Origin of the sequence: Pseudomonas sp. NFPP07 (assembly GCF_900115645.1) — a bacterium.
Taxonomy (GTDB): Bacteria; Pseudomonadota; Gammaproteobacteria; order Pseudomonadales; family Pseudomonadaceae; genus Aquipseudomonas; species Aquipseudomonas chlororaphis.
Genome location: NZ_FOXG01000001.1, coordinates 284806 through 300879, shown reverse-complemented (window position 1 = coordinate 300879; position 16074 = coordinate 284806). Strand labels below are relative to the sequence as shown.

The following is a 16074-nucleotide window of genomic DNA, read 5'->3' as shown; positions in this document are numbered from 1 at the left end:
TATACCCGTAAATGGAGAATAAAATGACTTCGATGTGGCGTACCAGCGGTTGGGTTCTTCTCGGGAGTGCGCTGATCCTGGCCTTGTCCCTGGGGATAAGGCATGGCTTCGGGCTGTTTCTGCCGCCCATGAGCGCGGAATTCGGCTGGGGGCGCGAAGTGTTTGCCTTTGCCATTGCCCTGCAGAACCTCATCTGGGGCCTGGCCCAGCCCTTCACTGGAGCCCTGGCCGACCGCTTCGGTGCGGCGAAGGTGGTACTGGTCGGCGGTGTGTTATACGCCGTGGGCCTGTTGTTCATGGGGTTGGCCGATTCTCCGCTGTCGCTGTCGTTGAGCGCCGGCTTGCTGATCGGTATCGGGCTTTCGGGGACCTCGTTTTCAGTGATTCTCGGCGTGGTGGGGCGCGCGCTGCCGGCGGAGAAACGCAGCATGGGCATGGGGGTCGCCAGTGCGGCCGGTTCGTTCGGTCAGTTCGCCATGCTGCCGGGTACCCTGGGCTTGATCGGCTGGCTCGGCTGGTCGTCGGCACTGTTGGTGCTGGGGTTGCTGGTGGCATTGATCGTGCCGCTGGTGAGCATGCTCAAGGACAAACCGCTGCCCAGCCTGGGCCATGAACAGAGCCTCTCCGAGGCCTTGCGTGAGGCCTGCTCTCACTCCGGGTTCTGGCTGCTGGCGTTCGGCTTTTTCGTCTGCGGTTTCCAGGTGGTATTCATCGGCGTGCATTTGCCGGCCTACCTGGTGGACCAGCACTTGCCGGCCACGGTGGGCACCACCGTGCTGGCGCTGATCGGCCTGTTCAATATCTTCGGCACCTACACCGCCGGCTGGCTGGGCGGGCGCATGTCCAAGCCGCGCTTGTTGACCGGCCTGTACCTGTTGCGCGCGGTGGTCATCGGCCTGTTCCTCTGGCTGCCGGTGACGCAGCTCAGCGCGTATCTGTTCGGCATGGCTATGGGCTTTCTGTGGCTGTCGACGGTGCCGCTGACCAATGGCACGGTGGCCACCTTGTTCGGGGTGCGCAACCTGTCCATGCTGGGCGGCATCGTGTTTCTGTTTCACCAGTTGGGCTCGTTCCTCGGCGGCTGGCTCGGCGGGGTGGTCTACGATCGAACCGGGAGTTATGACTTGATCTGGCAGGTGGCGATTCTCCTCAGTCTGCTGGCCGCGGCCCTGAACTGGCCGGTGCGCGAGCGTCCGGTTGCCCGTCTGCAGGCGAGCGCGGCATGAGCCGGACAGGTTTGCGCTGGGTCGGCCTGATGGTTGTTATCGCCTTGCTGGTGTTGGCTTGGTGGGGCTGGCACCAGGGTGGGCTGGCGCTGATGCAGTTGGGCATGGGCGTCTGCTAGGAAGCGCTTGCTAGGGCGTCCGCCGGGCGAGTAGCTTCACCCTCTGACGGTACTTTCAAGGAGTTGAATATGTTGGCGCGCTGGCTTGCTGTTCCAGCTGTACTCATGGTGTTTGTCGGTTCGGCCTGGGCGGGCGAATGCCCGTCGCTGTTGCAGGGCTCGTTGCCCAAGTTGCGCGCCAAGGAATCCATCGACCTGTGCCAACGCTTTGCCGGCAAGCCGCTGGTGGTGGTCAATACCGCGAGTTTTTGCGGCTTCGCCCCACAGTTCAAGGGGCTCGAGGCGTTGTACCAGCGTTACAAGGATCAGGGGCTGGAGCTGGTAGGCGTGCCGTCCAATGACTTCAAACAGGAGTCCAAGGATGGCGCGGAGACGGCCAAGGTCTGTTATGCGAACTACGGCGTCACCTTCACCATGACCGAGCCGCAGCAGGTCCGAGGCCCGGACGCGGTGCACCTGTTCAAGGTCCTGGCCGAGCAGAGCAGTGCGCCGAAGTGGAATTTCTACAAGTATGTGGTCGATCGCCAGGGCAAGGTGATCGCCAATTTCTCCAGCCTGACCAAACCGGACAGTCCTGAATTGATCGAGGCCGTGGAACAGGCACTGGCGTCCAAGCCTTGAGATTTATCCGCGGCCAATAAAAAAGCCCCGGCATCCTTGGATGCGGGGGCTTTTTCGTTCAGGCCGTCAGGCTTTAGAAGCGGTAGGTTGCCCCCACGCCGAAGCCGTTCGCGCTGTTTTCGTACTCGGCGCTGTAAGACTGGCCGAGCGTATTGTGGTTGTTGACCTTGACTTTCTCTTCCTTGAGGTAGGAGTAAGCCACGTCGATGGTCAGGTCTTCAGTTGGGCTCCAGCCGGCGCCGAGGCTGAAGATGGTCCGGTCGCCGGTAGGAATGCGTGGCGAGCGGTTGGTGTTGTTGGCTGGCGACTGGTCGAAGGTCAGGCCGGTACGCAGTACCCACTGCTTGTTCAGCTGGTAGGAAGTACCGATGGCATAGGCCCAGGTGTCGTGCCAGTTCTGCTCTTCCTTGACGGTGCTGAGCGCACCCGGGGCCAGGAGACCGCCGGCGCTGGCGGTTACGCCTTCGTTTTGCACGGTGATGTCTTTCAGGCGGCTCCAGCGGGTCCAGGTCGCACCGGCGTAGAGTTTCCAGGCATCGTTGAGATCCTGGGTCACCGACAGGTCGGCCGACTCAGGGGTGGTGATGTCCAGCGAGGCGTCGTAGCGAGCACCGCGCAGCAGGGCGCCCGGAGTACCGGCGCCTGGGCTGACTTCGGTGTGGCCTTCCAGCTTGTACTTGACCTTCGAGTGATAAGTCAGGCCCACGCGAGTGGTATCGGTCGCCTGGACCAGCACACCGATGTTGTAGCCATAGCCGATATCGTCACCCTTGATCTGGACATTGCCATCGTTAGGCGACAGTGGCGTGGTCAGCGCGGATTCCAGGGTGCCGGAGATACGGTTGATGGTCGGGCCGAAACCGATCGACACCTTGTCGTTGAAGGCATAGCTGACGGTTGGCTGGAAGGTGACGATTTTAACTTCGCTTTTGCTGCCGAAGTTACGGCCCTGGAAGCCGCTTTCATAGTCGGTGATCAGGCCGAACGGGGCGTAGACACCCAGGCCGAAGGCCCACTGGTCATCGATTGGCTTGACGTAGTAGGCCATTGGGACGGCGGTGAACGGCACCATATCGCCTTTGTTGGTCCCTCTCTGGCTACCGCTGGCGTCGTTGATATCGGTGGACGCGTCAATGGCCGCGAGACCGCCAGTGACTTGCTGGCGTTTCAGGCGCGACATACCGGCAGGGTTACCAAAAACTGTGCTTGCATCGTCGGCAGCAGAGGATCGACCGGCGAAACCAGTACCCATGCCGCTGATGCTTTGTTCGTTCAGGGCAAAGCCACTTGCGAAAAGTTGGGTGGATGCCATGGCAACGGCAAGGCTAAGACTGGTTTTGAGTATTACTTTTTTCATTATTAGAACTCCTGGTGATCACCGGAGCGAAAATTACCAACATTTCCTCCTCAACGCTATAGGCTGTATGGCTTGAGATAGAGCGGTTTTGTAGGACAATCCGACCAAAATTGCGCTTGTTTGCGCGAACTTGCAAAAAGTCCGATCAGCAGGCGACCTGATTCAGTGGCGCAACACAGGTCTGCCAGGCATCGGCGAAATCCCGCAAACGTCCTTGTGGCTGGAAGATCTGCTTCCAGATACGGGCCATGCCGACCAGGTCATCGGCCTCGGGGAGCGGGGTGTTCTGCTCTTCTACCAGCAGCCAGGCGATGGCGGTGGCGTAACGCAGGTTGACGGTCAGTTCCAGATGCGGCCCGCTGAGGAATGCATGCTGGCTGGCCAGGCCGCGAACCAGGCTGGCGCGTTCCGGGTCCAGGGCCAGATAGTGGTCCCAGAGTGCCTGGTGGCGGGGTTCGGCGATGCGGTAGAGGCCGTGGCCTCTGCGGTCGTGCAGGGCGGAGCCGAGGGCGGATTGACTGGCGGCGATGCCTAGCAGCAATGATTCTGCGGTGCGACTGTGGTTGCCCAGATAGATCAGGGTCGGGCGGATCACGTAGCGGCACAGTTCGCTGGCGGCAATACCCATAAAGCCCTCGAAGCGTGAAGTGGCCGGCGAGGCCTGATGGGGGAGCTTGGCAGCGGTGGATCGGTCAGGCTCGCCGGAAGCGGATCATGCCGCTTGAGTTGAAGTGTAGTGTCATATCGTTGCTGTAAAGGCCTGTTTTTAAAATATTTCCGGCTTCCTGTTATAACCGTTATATCGGATGGTGCTTTAGCCGAAGACGGGCAAATCGAAATAACAGGTAATAAAAAGCCCCGCTATTCAGGCGGGGCTTCGGGTTTTCAGCGCTCTGGCGTCTCAGGCGGTGAGGGCCTGACGGGTGCGCTCGATCACCGCTTGCAGCGGCTCGGCGCTGGAATACTGATCGGGGTACAGGCGTTCGCTGTGACGAGCGATACCGTGTTCGTTGACCAGGGTGAAGCTGAAGCAGCCTTTGCGAGCAGCCATGATCAGGCAGTTCATTGGAGCAAAAGCATTGGTGAGGGTGCGAATGGCATCCTGAGTCTGGATTTGAGTAGACATAGTTATTGGGTGTTCCTACAAATGACACGGTTAAGAACCGTGCAACGTTAAAACGTTCCAGTAACGCCGACCACCATTGGTCGAACGAAGAACCCGACTGGAACAAAGCAGCCAGTTGGAAGCGCTTTATCAAGTGCGCGCTAGGGCTGGCAGGTAGGTACTTAGGAGGGCAGGCAATCACAGCAGGGGTTAAGGTTCTGGGCCCCAGGTGAAGATCCTGATCAATTTGCAGGTTGGTTCGGTCAGAGTAAAAAGGGCTTCGCGACATCCTTTGCAATGTGTTCAAAGGCAGTGTCGGCAAAAGCTTTACCTGGAAACCAGCGAGGTGGTCGATCCCGTGTGCTCGGTAGAAACTTCTCTTCAGGGAAGCTGAACCGGGGGACTTGTTCGACCAGAATTGACTTTCAGCTTGGTACTAACGCTGTGGATGATAACGGATTGATGTAGCTGGTGCAAGTGTGTTAGGCAAAATGGTTATGAGTGTCACAGGGAGCGGGGTCGTGAACGAGGCAGGCCGGGCTTTCCACCGTAGTTGAGCAGAAAGTTGTTACTGGAGCTTTGGTCTTCGCTGCTGTTCTCCCATGAACGGGCGAAAAAGGTGCACCGATATAACCGGATCAAGGTTACTTGTGCACAATAGTTGCGCGGGCTGTCACCGGCCTGTCACCTCACCTGCCGGGCCCTCCAATGCCTGCGATGAAAATTTAAGTCAATGAAAAACATCGGTTTTTTTTACTGGTGAAAAAATCGTCAGTTTGACTGCGGGCCCCGTCCCATGCGGCTTTCGGAGACTTGTAGGGCGGTTGTCCACTGAGTTATCCACAGCTTCTGTGGATTGTCCCAAGCGCTTGCTCTAGCACGGGCGTGCCGAGTTTTTTCGACTTTACGCGTGTGAAAAAAGGAGTAGAGTGGCGCGCCTTCCGATCTGCCCTACAGTGCTTTATGAAGTTTCGCTCAGTGTCACCTTCTGTTACCTCTGCCTCTTCCAGTGTTACCGAGCCCAAGCGTTTTTCGTTACGTGTGGCCATGTGGCTGCTCGACAGCCCGCGCCTGGGTGATAACCGGAACGTCAAGCACTTTGCCGGGCGTTTGCTCAAGCAGCCTGCCCGGGAAGGGGTGGTGGCCGCACAGAGTCGTCTTGGCCAGCTGATGTGCCGCGAATGCGGCAACGCCCGCGATCGGCGGATTGGTCATGACCTGCTGCGCCAGGCGGCACGGGCTGGCGATCGCCGCGCCCAGCTGGAGCTTGGCCAGATCGAAGACTGAGCTGTCCAAGCCTCGGTCCCTTGGTTAACCTTCAAGCTTTATTTCACTGTCTGGAGTGGCTATGGCTATGGACTTGACCAGCGTACTGCTCGGTCTGGCAGGCGCGGCATTGCCCTTGGTGGCGCTCGCCTGGCAACTGCAACGCCGTCTGAGCTCCCGCCAAACCGAACTGTCCCTGCTGGAGGAACGCCTGGCCACCGCGTTGCTGGCACAGGATGGCTTGAACGCCCAACTGGACGCCTGCCGCGACGAGATCAGCGACCTGGGCCAGGCCAATGCCGTGAAGCAGGCCGATCTGGCGGCGGTGCGCCGGGAGGTCGAGTTGTTGCAGATCGAGCGCGACAACGCCCGTGATGCCGCCCACGCCTGGAACCTTGAACGGGCCAACAAGGAAGCCGAGCTGCGGCGCCTGGACGCCCAGGCCGCGTCATTGAATGCCGAGTTGCGCGAGCAGCAGGAAAGCCACCAGCAACGCCTGAGCGACCTGCAAGGCTCGCGGGACGAGCTGCGGGCGCAGTTCGCCGAGCTGGCGGGCAAGATCTTCGACGAGCGTGAGCAGCGTTTTGCCGAGAACAGCCAGCAGCGTCTCGGACAATTGCTCGACCCGCTCAAGGAGCGCATCCAGTCCTTCGAGAAGCGGGTCGAAGAGAGCTATCAGGCCGAAGCGCGCGAGCGTTTTTCCCTCGGCAAGGAGCTCGAGCGCCTGCAACAGCTGAACCTGCGTTTGAGTGACGAGGCGACCAACCTGACCCGTGCGCTCAAGGGCCAGAAAACCCAGGGCAACTGGGGCGAGCTGATTCTCGAGCGGGTACTGGAGCATGCCGGCCTGGAGAAGGGTCGTGAGTACCAGACCCAGGTCAGCCTCAAAGGGCCCGACGGCGAGCGTTTCCAGCCCGACGTGCTGATCATGCTGCCCGGCGACAAGCAGGTGGTGGTGGACTCCAAGGTCAGCCTGACCGCCTACCAGCAGTTTGTCGCAGCGGACGATGAAGTGATCGGCCAGGCGGCGCTGAAGCAGCACGTACTGTCCTTGCGCAATCACGTCAAAGGCCTGGCCGGCAAGGACTACAAGCGTCTGGAAGGTTTGCACAGCCTGGATTTCGTGTTGCTCTTCGTACCCATCGAGGCGGCTTTTTCCGCCGCTTTGCAGGCCGAGCCCAACCTGTTCCAGGAAGCCTTCGACCGCAATATCGTGATCGTCAGCCCGACCACCTTGCTGGCTACCCTGCGAGTGATCGACAGCCTGTGGAAGCAGGAGCGGCAGAGCCAGAACGCCCGGGAAATCGCCGAACGCGCCGGTTGGCTGTACGACAAGTTCGTGTTGTTCATTCAGGATCTGGATGAAGTCGGCAATCGCCTGCAGCAGCTGGACAAGGCCTACAGCGCCGCGCGCAACAAGCTGACCGAGGGGCGTGGCAACCTGGTCAGCCGCAGCGAGCAACTGCGGTTGCTCGGGGCGCGTGCCAGCAAGAGCCTGCCGGCGGACCTGCTGGAGCGGGCAATGACCGATGCCGATGGCGCGTTGCTCGAACTGCCGGATTGACCCGGGGGCGGAAGGTCAGAGCGGCAGATGCCGGCTCAACAGCGCCCGCAACGCCGCGGGCTTCACCGGCTTGGCCAGGTAGTCCAGCCCAGCGGCGTGCACCTCGGCGACCATCTCGGGGCGCCCGTCGGCGCTGATCACCACGCCTGGCACCGGGTCACCCAACTGGGTACGCAGCCAGGCCATGACCTCGGTGCCGGTTTCGCCATCGTCCAGGTGATAGTCCACCAATGCCAGTTGCGGGCGCACGCCATCATTGAGCAGCGCCGCGCATTCTTCGCGGTTACGCGCGGTCCAGACCTGGCAGCCCCAGCGGCTGAGCAGGCTGTTCATGCCGATCAGGATGCTGTCTTCGTTATCGACACACAGTACCTGGGCGCCGGACAGCAGATGGCCGTTGAGTTCGGCCACCTGCCTCGGTGCACTGACGGCCGCCTTGGCCAAAGGCACGCTGACACTGAAGACGCTGCCCTTACCCGGCCAGGAGCGTACTTGCAGGCCGTGACCGAGCACGCGACACAGCCCGTCGGCGATCGCCAACCCGAGGCCCAGGCCTTTTTCGGCACGGGTCTGGTGGCTGTCGAGGCGTTTGAATTCTTCGAAGATCACTTGCTGCTTATCCAGCGGAATCCCCGGTCCACGGTCCCAGACTTCCAGGCACAGCTGGTTGCCGCGGCGGCGCACGCCCAGCAATACAGGCCCCTTGGCGTAACGGAAGGCATTGGTCAGGAAATTCTGCAGAACCCGGCGCAGTAGCTTGATGTCGCTGTCGACCCTGAGACGGCTGCCGCGCAGGCGGAATTTCAGGCCTTGCTCCTGGGCCAGCACCTTGAATTCGGCCCCCAGGGTATCGAACAGTTCGTTGAGCACGAACGGCTTGCGCTCCGGATTGATCTTGCCGTTTTCCAGGCGGGAGATATCCAGCAGGTCGCTGATCAGGTCTTCGGCAGAGCGCAGGGAGCTGTCCAGGTGCTGGACCAATTGCTGGGCTTCGGCGGACAAACCGTCGTCCTGGTGGGAGAGGGCGGCGGAGAACAGCCGTGCGGCATTCAGCGGTTGCATCAGGTCGTGACTGACCGCCGCCAGGAAACGGGTCTTGGACTGGTTGGCGGCCTCGGCGGTGCCCTTGGCCTCGGTCAGCGCGGCGTTCAGTTGCGACAGTTCTTGGGTTCGCTCGGCGACCCGTTGTTCCAGGCCTTCGTTGGCTTCGGTGAGGGCCTGTTCGGCCTCGCGGAACGGGGTGATGTCGGTGAAGCTCATGACAAAGCCGCCGCCGGGCATCGGGTTGCCGATCAACTCGATCACCCGGCCATTGGGGAACAGCCGTTCGGAGGTGTGGGCGCGGCCCTGACGCATCCAGTGCAGGCGGCGGGCGACATGCACTTCGGCCTCGCCCGGCCCGCACAGGCCTCGTTCGGCGTTGTGGCGGATGATGTCGGCGATCGGCCGGCCGACGCTGATCAGCCCGTCCGGGTAGTTGAAGAGTTCCAGGTAGCGACGGTTCCAGGCCACCAGCCTGAGGGACTGGTCGACCACGCTGATGCCCTGGCTGATGTTCTCGATCGCGCCTTGCAGCAAGGCCCGGTTGAATTGCAGCACTTCCGAGGCTTCGTCGGCGATGCGCACCACGTCTTCGAGCTGCATCTCCCGCCCTTCGATGGCGGCCTTGACCACCGCGCGGGTGGACGATGCACCGAGCACGCCGGCCAGCAGGCGTTCGGTGTGGGCGATCCATTCGCCGTCGGCGTTCTGGTTGGGGTTGAAGCCTTTGCCCTGGCGGTAGGCAAAGCGGATGAAGCTCTGGCGGGCCCGTTCTTCCCCGACAAAACGCGCGGCGAGCTTGAGCAGGTCGTCGATCTGCACCGAGAGCATCGAGCGGGCGCTGGGGCGACCGCTGATTTCCTGGCCGATGAAGCGCCCGGCCTGCCAGTGCTCCGAAACCCGGGTACGCGACAGTACCGAGACCCAGGCGAACAGGGTGAAATTGCCGGCCAGCGACAGCACCACCCCCTGGGTCAAGGGTGTGATTGGCAGGTTCAGCGGGTTGCCGTGCAGCCAGGCCAGGCCCGGGAAGCTGCTCAGCGACCAGCCCAGGCTGTGGGCGGCGATCGGCAGGACGAGGGTGTAGAACCACAGGAAAGTGCCGGCCGCCAATCCGGCGAACACGCCGCGGCGGTTGGCCTGCTTCCAGTACAGCGCGCCGAGCATGGCCGGGGCCAGTTGGGTCACCGCGGCAAAGGCGATCTGGCCGATGGTCGCCAGGCTCGCGGTGGAGCCCAGCAGGCGGTAGCTGACATAAGCCAGCAGCAGGATGACCACGATGCTGACCCGGCGCACCGAGAGCATCCAGTGGCGGAACACTTCGAAGGGCCGTTCGGCACTCTGCCGGCGCAGCAGCCAGGGCAGCAGCATGTCGTTGGAGACCATGGTCGACAGGGCCACGCTGGCGACGATCACCATGCCGGTGGCGGCCGACGCGCCGCCGATGAAGGCCAGCACGGCCAGGGCCGGATGGGCCTGGGCCAGGGGCAGGCTGATGACGAACGAATCCGGCAGCACTGAGCTGGGCAGCAGCATCTGCCCGGCCAGGGCGATCGGCACCACGAACAGCGCGGCCAGGGCCAGGTAGGCGGGAAACACCCACTTGGCCAGGCGCAGGTCCTGGGGTTCGATGTTCTCCACCACGGTGACGTGGAACTGCCGCGGCAGGCAGATGATCGCCATCATGGCGACGCCGGTCTGCACCACCATCGACGGCCAGTTGATGGTTTCTTCCCAGTACTGTTCCAGGCGCGGGGCGAGCATGGCCTGGCTGAACAGGTCGTCGAAACCGTCGTACAGGCCATAGGTGACAAAGGCGCCGACCGCGAGAAAGGCCAGCAGCTTGACCAGGGATTCGAAGGCAATCGCCAGCACCATGCCGCGGTGGTGCTCGGTGGCGTCGAGGTTGCGGGTACCGAAGACGATGGTGAACAGCGCCAGGATCAGCGACACGATCAGTGCCGTGTCCTGGGCGCGGGTGCCCATGGTGTCGGCCCCCGCGCCGATCAGCAGGTCCACGCCAAGCACGATGCCCTTGAGCTGCAGGGCAATATAAGGAAGCACGCCGACCAGGCAGATCAGCGCCACCACCACCGCCAGGGTCTGGGACTTGCCGTAGCGCGCGGCGATGAAGTCGGCGATGGAGGTGATGTTTTCCTGTTTGCTGATCATCACCATCTTTTGCAGGACCCAGGGCGCGAGCACCAGCAGCAGGATCGGCCCCAGGTAGATCGGCAAGAACGACCAGAGTTGCTCGGCGGCCTGGCCGACGGCGCCGAAGAAGGTCCAGCTGGTGCAATACACCGCCAGCGACAGGCTGTACACCCAGGCGCGCACTCGCGGCGGCAAGGGCGCGCTGCGGCGGTCACCGTAAAAGGCGATGGCGAACATGATGGCCATATAGGCCAGGGCGACGATGGCGATCAGCCCGCTGGACAGCGACATGGAAACTCCGAACATAAAGGCGCGCCGGGCGCTTCAGCCCGGTCAGACAGTCTCGCACGATGTTCGGGGTTCGTCAGTGTCGACCAAGGTATTGGCGCGGCCAGGTGTCGCAGGGGGAAGAGGGCTGTCTGTCAGGTTTTATCGCGGAAGGCGCGCGCCTATGGAAGGTGGCTCGGAACCGGTTGGCGCGAGAGCGGCCTCAAGGCCGCAGCGCGATGTCGATCAGTTCATGCAGTTCCTGCACTTCAAGCGGTTGCGCGGCGAACAGGATGCGGAACACCGTTGGCGCCACCAGCATGTTCAACAGCCGGTCAATGCTGGGCGGGGCCGCTTCGCTGTGCCGGTGACGGTCGAGGATGATCTGCAATTGCCCGCTGAGAATGTTCACGCAATAGCCGGGCGTGCTGCTGCATTGCACGTCGCGCATCATGTTGCGCCCGGGTTCGGAGCTCATTTCGTCGAGGTATTGTTCGGCCCAGGCCCGCAGGTCGCCGCGCAGGCTGCCGGTGGCGGCCGGTTCGCTGTCTGGGCGCATGCGTTCCAGGGCGACATCCGCCAGCAGTGCCGACAGGTCGCCCCAGCGCCGGTAGATGGTCGAGGGCGTAACGCCGGCGCGGGTGGCGATTTGCGGCACGGTCAGGGTCGAGCGCTCCTGTTCTTCGAGGAGTTCCCTGACTGCCGAGTGGATGGATTCCTGTACCCGGGCACTGCGTCCGCCCGGGCGTAAACCTTCTTTAATAGCCATGGATCGAACCTTAACACAAAGAATTTGCTTTAAGAGCGAGGCGGTAGCACAATCCGCAAAAGCAAAAAATTAGCTTTAATGGAGCGTGCCCATGTCCAGTAGTGTCGACTCTTCACGGTCAAACCGTTCCAGACTGTTGTTTCTGGCGATCACCTTACTCAGTTTTCTCGCCGCTTCCAGTGTGCCGACGCCGATGTATCACCTGTATCAGGAGGCGTTGCAATTCTCGTCGGCGACCTTGACCCTGATCTTCGGCGTCTACGCCTTGAGCCTGTTGGCGGCGCTGCTGACCGTGGGCTCGCTTTCGGACTATCTGGGGCGCAAGCCGGTGATCTTCGTGGCGCTGCTGCTGGACATACTGGCGATGCTGCTGTTCATCCAGGCCGACAGCGTGGCCTGGCTAATTGCTGCCCGGGTGATGCAGGGCTTCGCCACCGGCATGGCCACCAGTGTGCTGGGGGCGGCGCTGCTGGATACCGACCGCCAACAGGGGCCTCTGGTCAACAGCGTGGCGCCCTTGCTGGGCATGGCGTGCGGGGCGATGGGCAGCGGCTTGCTGGTGGAATATGCGCCGTTGCCGCTGCAACTGGCCTACTGGTTGCTGCTGGTGCTGTTTGTCGCCCAGGCGCTGTACGTCTGGCGCCTGCCGGAGACGGCCACTGCCCAGGCCGGTGTCTGGGCTTCCCTGCGGCCTTCGCTGCATGTACCGCCCCAGGCGCGGCGGGCGCTGTGGTTGGCGTTACCGGTGGATGTGGCGGTGTGGGCCGTGGGCGGGTTCTTTCTGTCATTGGCGCCATCGCTGGTGCGCACCGCGACAGGCTCGACCTCGAACCTGATCGGCGGCGGCCTGGTGGCGGTGCTGACCCTGAGCGGTGCCCTGATGATTGTTTCCCTGCGCCATCGTCCGGCCGACAAGGTTCTGCGGTTGGGCGCGAGCCTGTTGGCCGTCGGCATCAGCCTGATCCTCATCGCCGTGCACACCGCCAGCCTGCCGCTGTTCTTCCTCGGCACCCTGGTCACGGGCGGAGGTTTTGGCTCCGGGTTCCTCGGTGCTCTGCGCAGTGTGATGCCGCTGGCCTTGCCCCATGAGCGGGCGGGGTTGATGTCGGCGTTTTATGTCCTGAGTTATCTGGCGTTCTGCCTGCCATCCCTGTTGGCGGGAAACCTGACGCGCAGCTTCGGCCTGATCGCTACCACCGACGGTTATGGCGCAGTGTTGATCCTGTTGTCCCTGGGCGCTTTGCTGGGGTTGCTGCGTCAGCGAACCGCCAAGGCCTGCGTCGCGCAAGAGAGTTGAGCGCGACGCGGATGCCGGTGGTTGAAACGCAGGCAGTGTCTAGCTTTTATATTTACAAAATAGATAACAGATAGAGAAATTACCCGTTATATAGATATTCGATCCAGTTCTACCATGGGCTCCACCTCATCGGAGGACAGGAGATCACACCATGACATGCCCCAATACCCTCAGAACCGGACGGCCCTTGAGCCAGCTGCAGCATCCTCGCGAAGCCATCCGCCATTTCACCCCCAACTGGTTCGCCGCCACCATGGGCACCGGCGTGCTGGCCCTGGCGCTGGCCCAGTTGCCGCTGCGGATCCCGGGCCTGCACCTGTTGGCCGAGGGGTTGTGGCTGTTCACCATCGGGCTGTTCGTGGTGTTCAGCGTTGCTTATGCGGCACGCTGGGTAATGTTCTTCGACGAAGCCCGGCGGATTTTCGGGCATTCCACGGTCTCGATGTTCTTCGGCACCATCCCCATGGGCCTGGCCACCATCATCAACGGTTTCCTGCTGTTCGGCGTACCGCGCTGGGGAGAGGGCGTAGTACAACTGGCCGAGCTGTTGTGGTGGCTGGATGTGGCGCTGTCGCTGGCTTGCGGGGTGTTGATTCCCTACATGATGTTCACCCGCCAGGAGCACCGTATCGACCAGATGACCGCGGTCTGGCTGTTGCCGGTGGTCGCGGCCGAAGTCGCCGCCGCCAGTGGCGGGCTGCTGGCGCCGCATCTGGTGGACGCGCATTCGCAACTGGTGATGCTGGTGACCAGCTATGTGCTCTGGGCCTTCTCGCTGCCGGTAGCTTTCAGCATCCTGACCATTCTCCTGCTGCGCATGGCCTTGCATAAGCTGCCTCATGAAAGCATGGCTGCCTCGAGCTGGCTGGCCCTGGGGCCGATCGGCACGGGAGCCCTGGGCATGTTGCTGCTGGGCGCGGACGCTCCAGCGATCTTCGCCGCCAACGGCATGGCCGCAATGGGCGAAATCGCCGAGGGCCTGGGCCTGGTGGCCGGTATCACCCTGTGGGGTTTCGGCCTGTGGTGGATGCTGGTAGCGCTGCTGATTACTCTGCGTTATCTGCGCGACGGCATTCCGTTCAACCTCGGCTGGTGGGGATTCACCTTCCCGCTGGGGGTCTATGCCCTGACCACCCTGAAATTGGCCGCTACCCTGAACCTGACGTTTTTCGCGGTGTTCGGCAGCCTGTTGGTCCTGGCACTGGCACTGATGTGGCTGGTGGTGGGCAAGCGCACGCTGCAGGGCGCTTATCGTGGCGAGTTGTTCGTTTCGCCTTGCATCGCAGGATTAGCGAAATAATCCGCGAACTTTAGGTAAGGTTGTGGCCTGGATCGAAGATCGATAATCCAATAACAGCATCCAAGCCACTCAGGGACATGGAAGATGAGTCACCCCTCACAGTTCACCTTGCTTCGTACGCGGCGTTTCCTGCCGTTCTTCATTACTCAGTCCCTCGGTGCGTTCAACGACAACATCTTCAAACAGTCGCTGATCCTCGCCATTCTCTACAAGCTGGCCATCGAGGGAGACCGTTCGATCTGGGTCAACCTCTGCGCCTTGCTGTTTATCCTGCCGTTCTTCCTGTTCTCGGCGCTGGCCGGGCAATTCGGCGAGAAGTTCGCCAAGGACGCGTTGATCCGCCTGATCAAGCTCGGCGAGATTGTGATCATGGCCGTGGGGGCGGTGGGGTTTGTCTTCGATCACCTGTCGCTGATGCTGCTGGCGCTGTTCGCCATGGGCACCCACTCGGCGCTGTTCGGCCCGGTGAAATATTCGATCCTGCCCCAGGCGCTACGGGAGGAAGAACTGGTGGGGGGCAACGGCCTGGTGGAGATGGGTACCTTCCTGGCGATTCTTGCCGGGACCATTGGTGCCGGGATCATGATGTCCTCCGCCCATTACGCACCGATTGTCTCGACGGCGATCATTGCCGTCGCCGTGCTCGGTTACCTCGCCAGCCGGGGCATCCCCCGGGCTGCGGCGGCCACCCCGGACATGCGTCTGAACTGGAACATCTTCAGTCAGTCCTGGGCCACCCTGCGCCTGGGGCTGGGGCAGACGCCGGCTGTGTCGCGCTCGATCGTCGGCAACTCGTGGTTCTGGTTTGTCGGGGCGATCTACCTGACGCAGATTCCGGCCTATGCCAAGGAGTGGATGCACGGCGACGAGACAGTGGTCACGCTGATCCTCACGGTGTTCTCGGTGGGCATCGCCGCCGGCTCCATGCTGTGCGAGAAACTCTCGGGGCGTAAGGTCGAGATCGGCCTGGTGCCTTTTGGCTCGTTCGGCCTGACGGTGTTCGGCCTGCTGCTGTGGTGGCATTCCGGCGGGATTGCGCCAAGCGAGGCGGGGTACAGCTGGCTCGAGGTCCTCGGTTTTGGCCACGCCTGGTGGGTGCTGATCGATATTCTCGGCCTGGGCATCTTCGGTGGTTTCTACATCGTGCCGCTGTATGCACTGATTCAGTCGCGGACCCCGGAGAACGAGCGGGCGCGGGTGATTGCCGCGAACAATATTCTCAACGCGCTGTTCATGGTGGTGTCGGCGATCGTCTCGATCGTCTTGCTGAGCCTGGCCAAGCTGTCGATCCCGCAGCTGTTCCTGGTGGTGTCGCTGCTGAACATCGCGGTCAACGCCTACATCTTCAAGATCGTCCCCGAGTTCAGCATGCGTTTCATGATCTGGCTGCTCAGCCATTCCATGTACCGGGTCGAGCACCGCAACCTGGAGGCGATCCCGGACGAAGGCGCGGCGTTGCTGGTGTGCAATCACGTGTCCTTCGTCGATGCCTTGCTGATCGGCGGCGCGGTGCGGCGGCCGATTCGTTTCGTGATGTATTACAAGATCTACAACCTGCCGCTGCTCAACTTCATCTTCCGTACCGCCGGGACCATTCCGATTGCCGGGCGCAACGAGGATATCCAGATCTACGAAAGGGCGTTCACCCAGATTGCTCGCTACCTCAAGGATGGCGAGCTGGTGTGCATCTTCCCGGAAGGCAAGCTGACCGCCGATGGCGAGATCAATGAGTTCAAGGGCGGGCTGACGCGGATTCTCGAAGAGACGCCGGTGCCGGTGATTCCGCTGGCGTTGCGGGGGCTGTGGGGCAGCTTTTTCAGCCGCGATCCGAGCAAGGGACTGTTCCGCCGCCTGTGGTCGCGAGTGACCCTGGTGGCGGGTTCGGCCGTGACCGCCGACAGTGCCGAACCGGCCCGTTTGCAAACCCTGGTGGGTGAGCTGCGCGGTAGCCTGCGCTGATACCTGTAGCCGCTGCCGCAGGCTGCGCT

At 62.1% G+C, this 16074-nt stretch carries 13 protein-coding genes; 8 read left to right on the top strand and 5 right to left on the bottom strand.

Annotation, left to right across the window (positions count from 1 at the left end):
* The first annotated feature begins 32 nt into the window (after positions 1-32).
* From BM019_RS01380 to BM019_RS01375, 3 genes are all read left to right on the top strand, one after another.
* Positions 33-1226 carry an MFS transporter gene (locus tag BM019_RS01380; protein WP_175510578.1) on the top strand — a complete coding sequence of 398 codons (1194 nt, stop codon included), beginning with the start codon at positions 33-35 and terminating at the stop codon, positions 1224-1226.
* Positions 1223-1345, top strand: coding sequence for a hypothetical protein (locus tag BM019_RS31135; protein WP_009045094.1), 123 nt, complete (start codon positions 1223-1225; stop codon positions 1343-1345). Before BM019_RS01380 ends, BM019_RS31135 begins: the two co-directional genes overlap by 4 nt.
* Before the next feature lie 69 nt (positions 1346-1414).
* Positions 1415-1966: a glutathione peroxidase gene (locus BM019_RS01375; protein ID WP_092417439.1), complete on the top strand. Its 552-nt coding sequence runs from the start codon at positions 1415-1417 to the stop codon at positions 1964-1966.
* Positions 1967-2039: 73 nt separating this feature from the next.
* Here BM019_RS01375 and BM019_RS01370 read toward each other — a convergent pair whose 3' ends face one another.
* From BM019_RS01370 to BM019_RS01360, 3 genes are all read right to left on the bottom strand, one after another.
* Positions 2040-3323, bottom strand: coding sequence for an OmpP1/FadL family transporter (locus BM019_RS01370; protein ID WP_009045092.1), 1284 nt, complete (start codon positions 3321-3323; stop codon positions 2040-2042).
* Between the two features lie 145 nt (positions 3324-3468).
* Entirely contained in the window at positions 3469-3951 is a 483-nt protein-coding gene (locus BM019_RS01365) for a hypothetical protein (protein ID WP_007927808.1), read from the bottom strand.
* Positions 3952-4224: 273 nt separating this feature from the next.
* Entirely contained in the window at positions 4225-4449 is a 225-nt protein-coding gene (locus BM019_RS01360) for a hypothetical protein (protein ID WP_007927809.1), read from the bottom strand.
* 942 nt (positions 4450-5391) lie between these two features.
* Here BM019_RS01360 and BM019_RS01350 point away from each other — a divergent pair.
* A complete protein-coding gene (locus tag BM019_RS01350) occupies positions 5392-5715 on the top strand; it encodes an SEL1-like repeat protein (RefSeq protein WP_009045091.1) in 324 nt (107 codons plus the stop codon).
* Between the two features lie 175 nt (positions 5716-5890).
* Positions 5891-7258: a DNA recombination protein RmuC gene (gene rmuC / locus BM019_RS01345; protein WP_162096439.1), complete on the top strand. Its 1368-nt coding sequence runs from the start codon at positions 5891-5893 to the stop codon at positions 7256-7258.
* A 15-nt stretch (positions 7259-7273) separates the two neighbouring features.
* Here rmuC and BM019_RS01340 read toward each other — a convergent pair whose 3' ends face one another.
* Together BM019_RS01340 and BM019_RS01335 are read right to left on the bottom strand one after the other, a co-directional pair.
* Positions 7274-10744: a hybrid sensor histidine kinase/response regulator gene (locus tag BM019_RS01340; RefSeq protein ID WP_062824993.1), complete on the bottom strand. Its 3471-nt coding sequence runs from the start codon at positions 10742-10744 to the stop codon at positions 7274-7276.
* A 199-nt stretch (positions 10745-10943) separates the two neighbouring features.
* Positions 10944-11489: a TetR/AcrR family transcriptional regulator gene (locus BM019_RS01335; protein ID WP_092417438.1), complete on the bottom strand. Its 546-nt coding sequence runs from the start codon at positions 11487-11489 to the stop codon at positions 10944-10946.
* 91 nt (positions 11490-11580) lie between these two features.
* Between BM019_RS01335 and BM019_RS01330 the strand changes: the two genes are divergently transcribed.
* The 3 genes from BM019_RS01330 to BM019_RS01320 all read left to right on the top strand — a co-directional run bounded on the left by BM019_RS01330 (position 11581) and on the right by BM019_RS01320 (position 16045).
* On the top strand, positions 11581-12786 hold the full coding sequence (locus BM019_RS01330) for an MFS transporter (protein WP_092417437.1): 1206 nt from the start codon (positions 11581-11583) through the stop codon (positions 12784-12786).
* A gap of 151 nt (positions 12787-12937) precedes the next feature.
* The gene (locus BM019_RS01325; protein WP_092417436.1) at positions 12938-14086 is read left to right on the top strand and encodes a TDT family transporter; all 1149 of its coding nucleotides are present in this window, start codon (positions 12938-12940) and stop codon (positions 14084-14086) included.
* An 84-nt stretch (positions 14087-14170) separates the two neighbouring features.
* Positions 14171-16045: an MFS transporter gene (locus BM019_RS01320; RefSeq protein WP_092417435.1), complete on the top strand. Its 1875-nt coding sequence runs from the start codon at positions 14171-14173 to the stop codon at positions 16043-16045.
* The last annotated feature ends 29 nt before the right edge of the window (positions 16046-16074 follow it).

Excerpts from the sequence above, each read along its gene's own strand:
- BM019_RS01375 (WP_092417439.1), top strand. The coding sequence starts at position 1,415 with ATGTTGGCGCGCTGGCTTGCTGTTCCAGCTGTACTCATGGTGTTTGTC.
- BM019_RS01380 (WP_175510578.1), top strand. The coding sequence starts at position 33 with ATGTGGCGTACCAGCGGTTGGGTTCTTCTCGGGAGTGCGCTGATCCTG.
- BM019_RS01350 (WP_009045091.1), top strand. The coding sequence starts at position 5,392 with ATGAAGTTTCGCTCAGTGTCACCTTCTGTTACCTCTGCCTCTTCCAGT.
- BM019_RS01360 (WP_007927809.1), bottom strand. The coding sequence starts at position 4,449 with ATGTCTACTCAAATCCAGACTCAGGATGCCATTCGCACCCTCACCAAT.
- BM019_RS01365 (WP_007927808.1), bottom strand. The coding sequence starts at position 3,951 with ATGGGTATTGCCGCCAGCGAACTGTGCCGCTACGTGATCCGCCCGACC.
- BM019_RS01335 (WP_092417438.1), bottom strand. The coding sequence starts at position 11,489 with ATGGCTATTAAAGAAGGTTTACGCCCGGGCGGACGCAGTGCCCGGGTA.
- BM019_RS01340 (WP_062824993.1), bottom strand. The coding sequence starts at position 10,744 with ATGTCGCTGTCCAGCGGGCTGATCGCCATCGTCGCCCTGGCCTATATG.
- BM019_RS01325 (WP_092417436.1), top strand. The coding sequence starts at position 12,938 with ATGACATGCCCCAATACCCTCAGAACCGGACGGCCCTTGAGCCAGCTG.
- BM019_RS01370 (WP_009045092.1), bottom strand. The coding sequence starts at position 3,323 with ATGAAAAAAGTAATACTCAAAACCAGTCTTAGCCTTGCCGTTGCCATG.
- BM019_RS31135 (WP_009045094.1), top strand. The coding sequence starts at position 1,223 with ATGAGCCGGACAGGTTTGCGCTGGGTCGGCCTGATGGTTGTTATCGCC.
- BM019_RS01320 (WP_092417435.1), top strand. The coding sequence starts at position 14,171 with ATGAGTCACCCCTCACAGTTCACCTTGCTTCGTACGCGGCGTTTCCTG.
- BM019_RS01330 (WP_092417437.1), top strand. The coding sequence starts at position 11,581 with ATGTCCAGTAGTGTCGACTCTTCACGGTCAAACCGTTCCAGACTGTTG.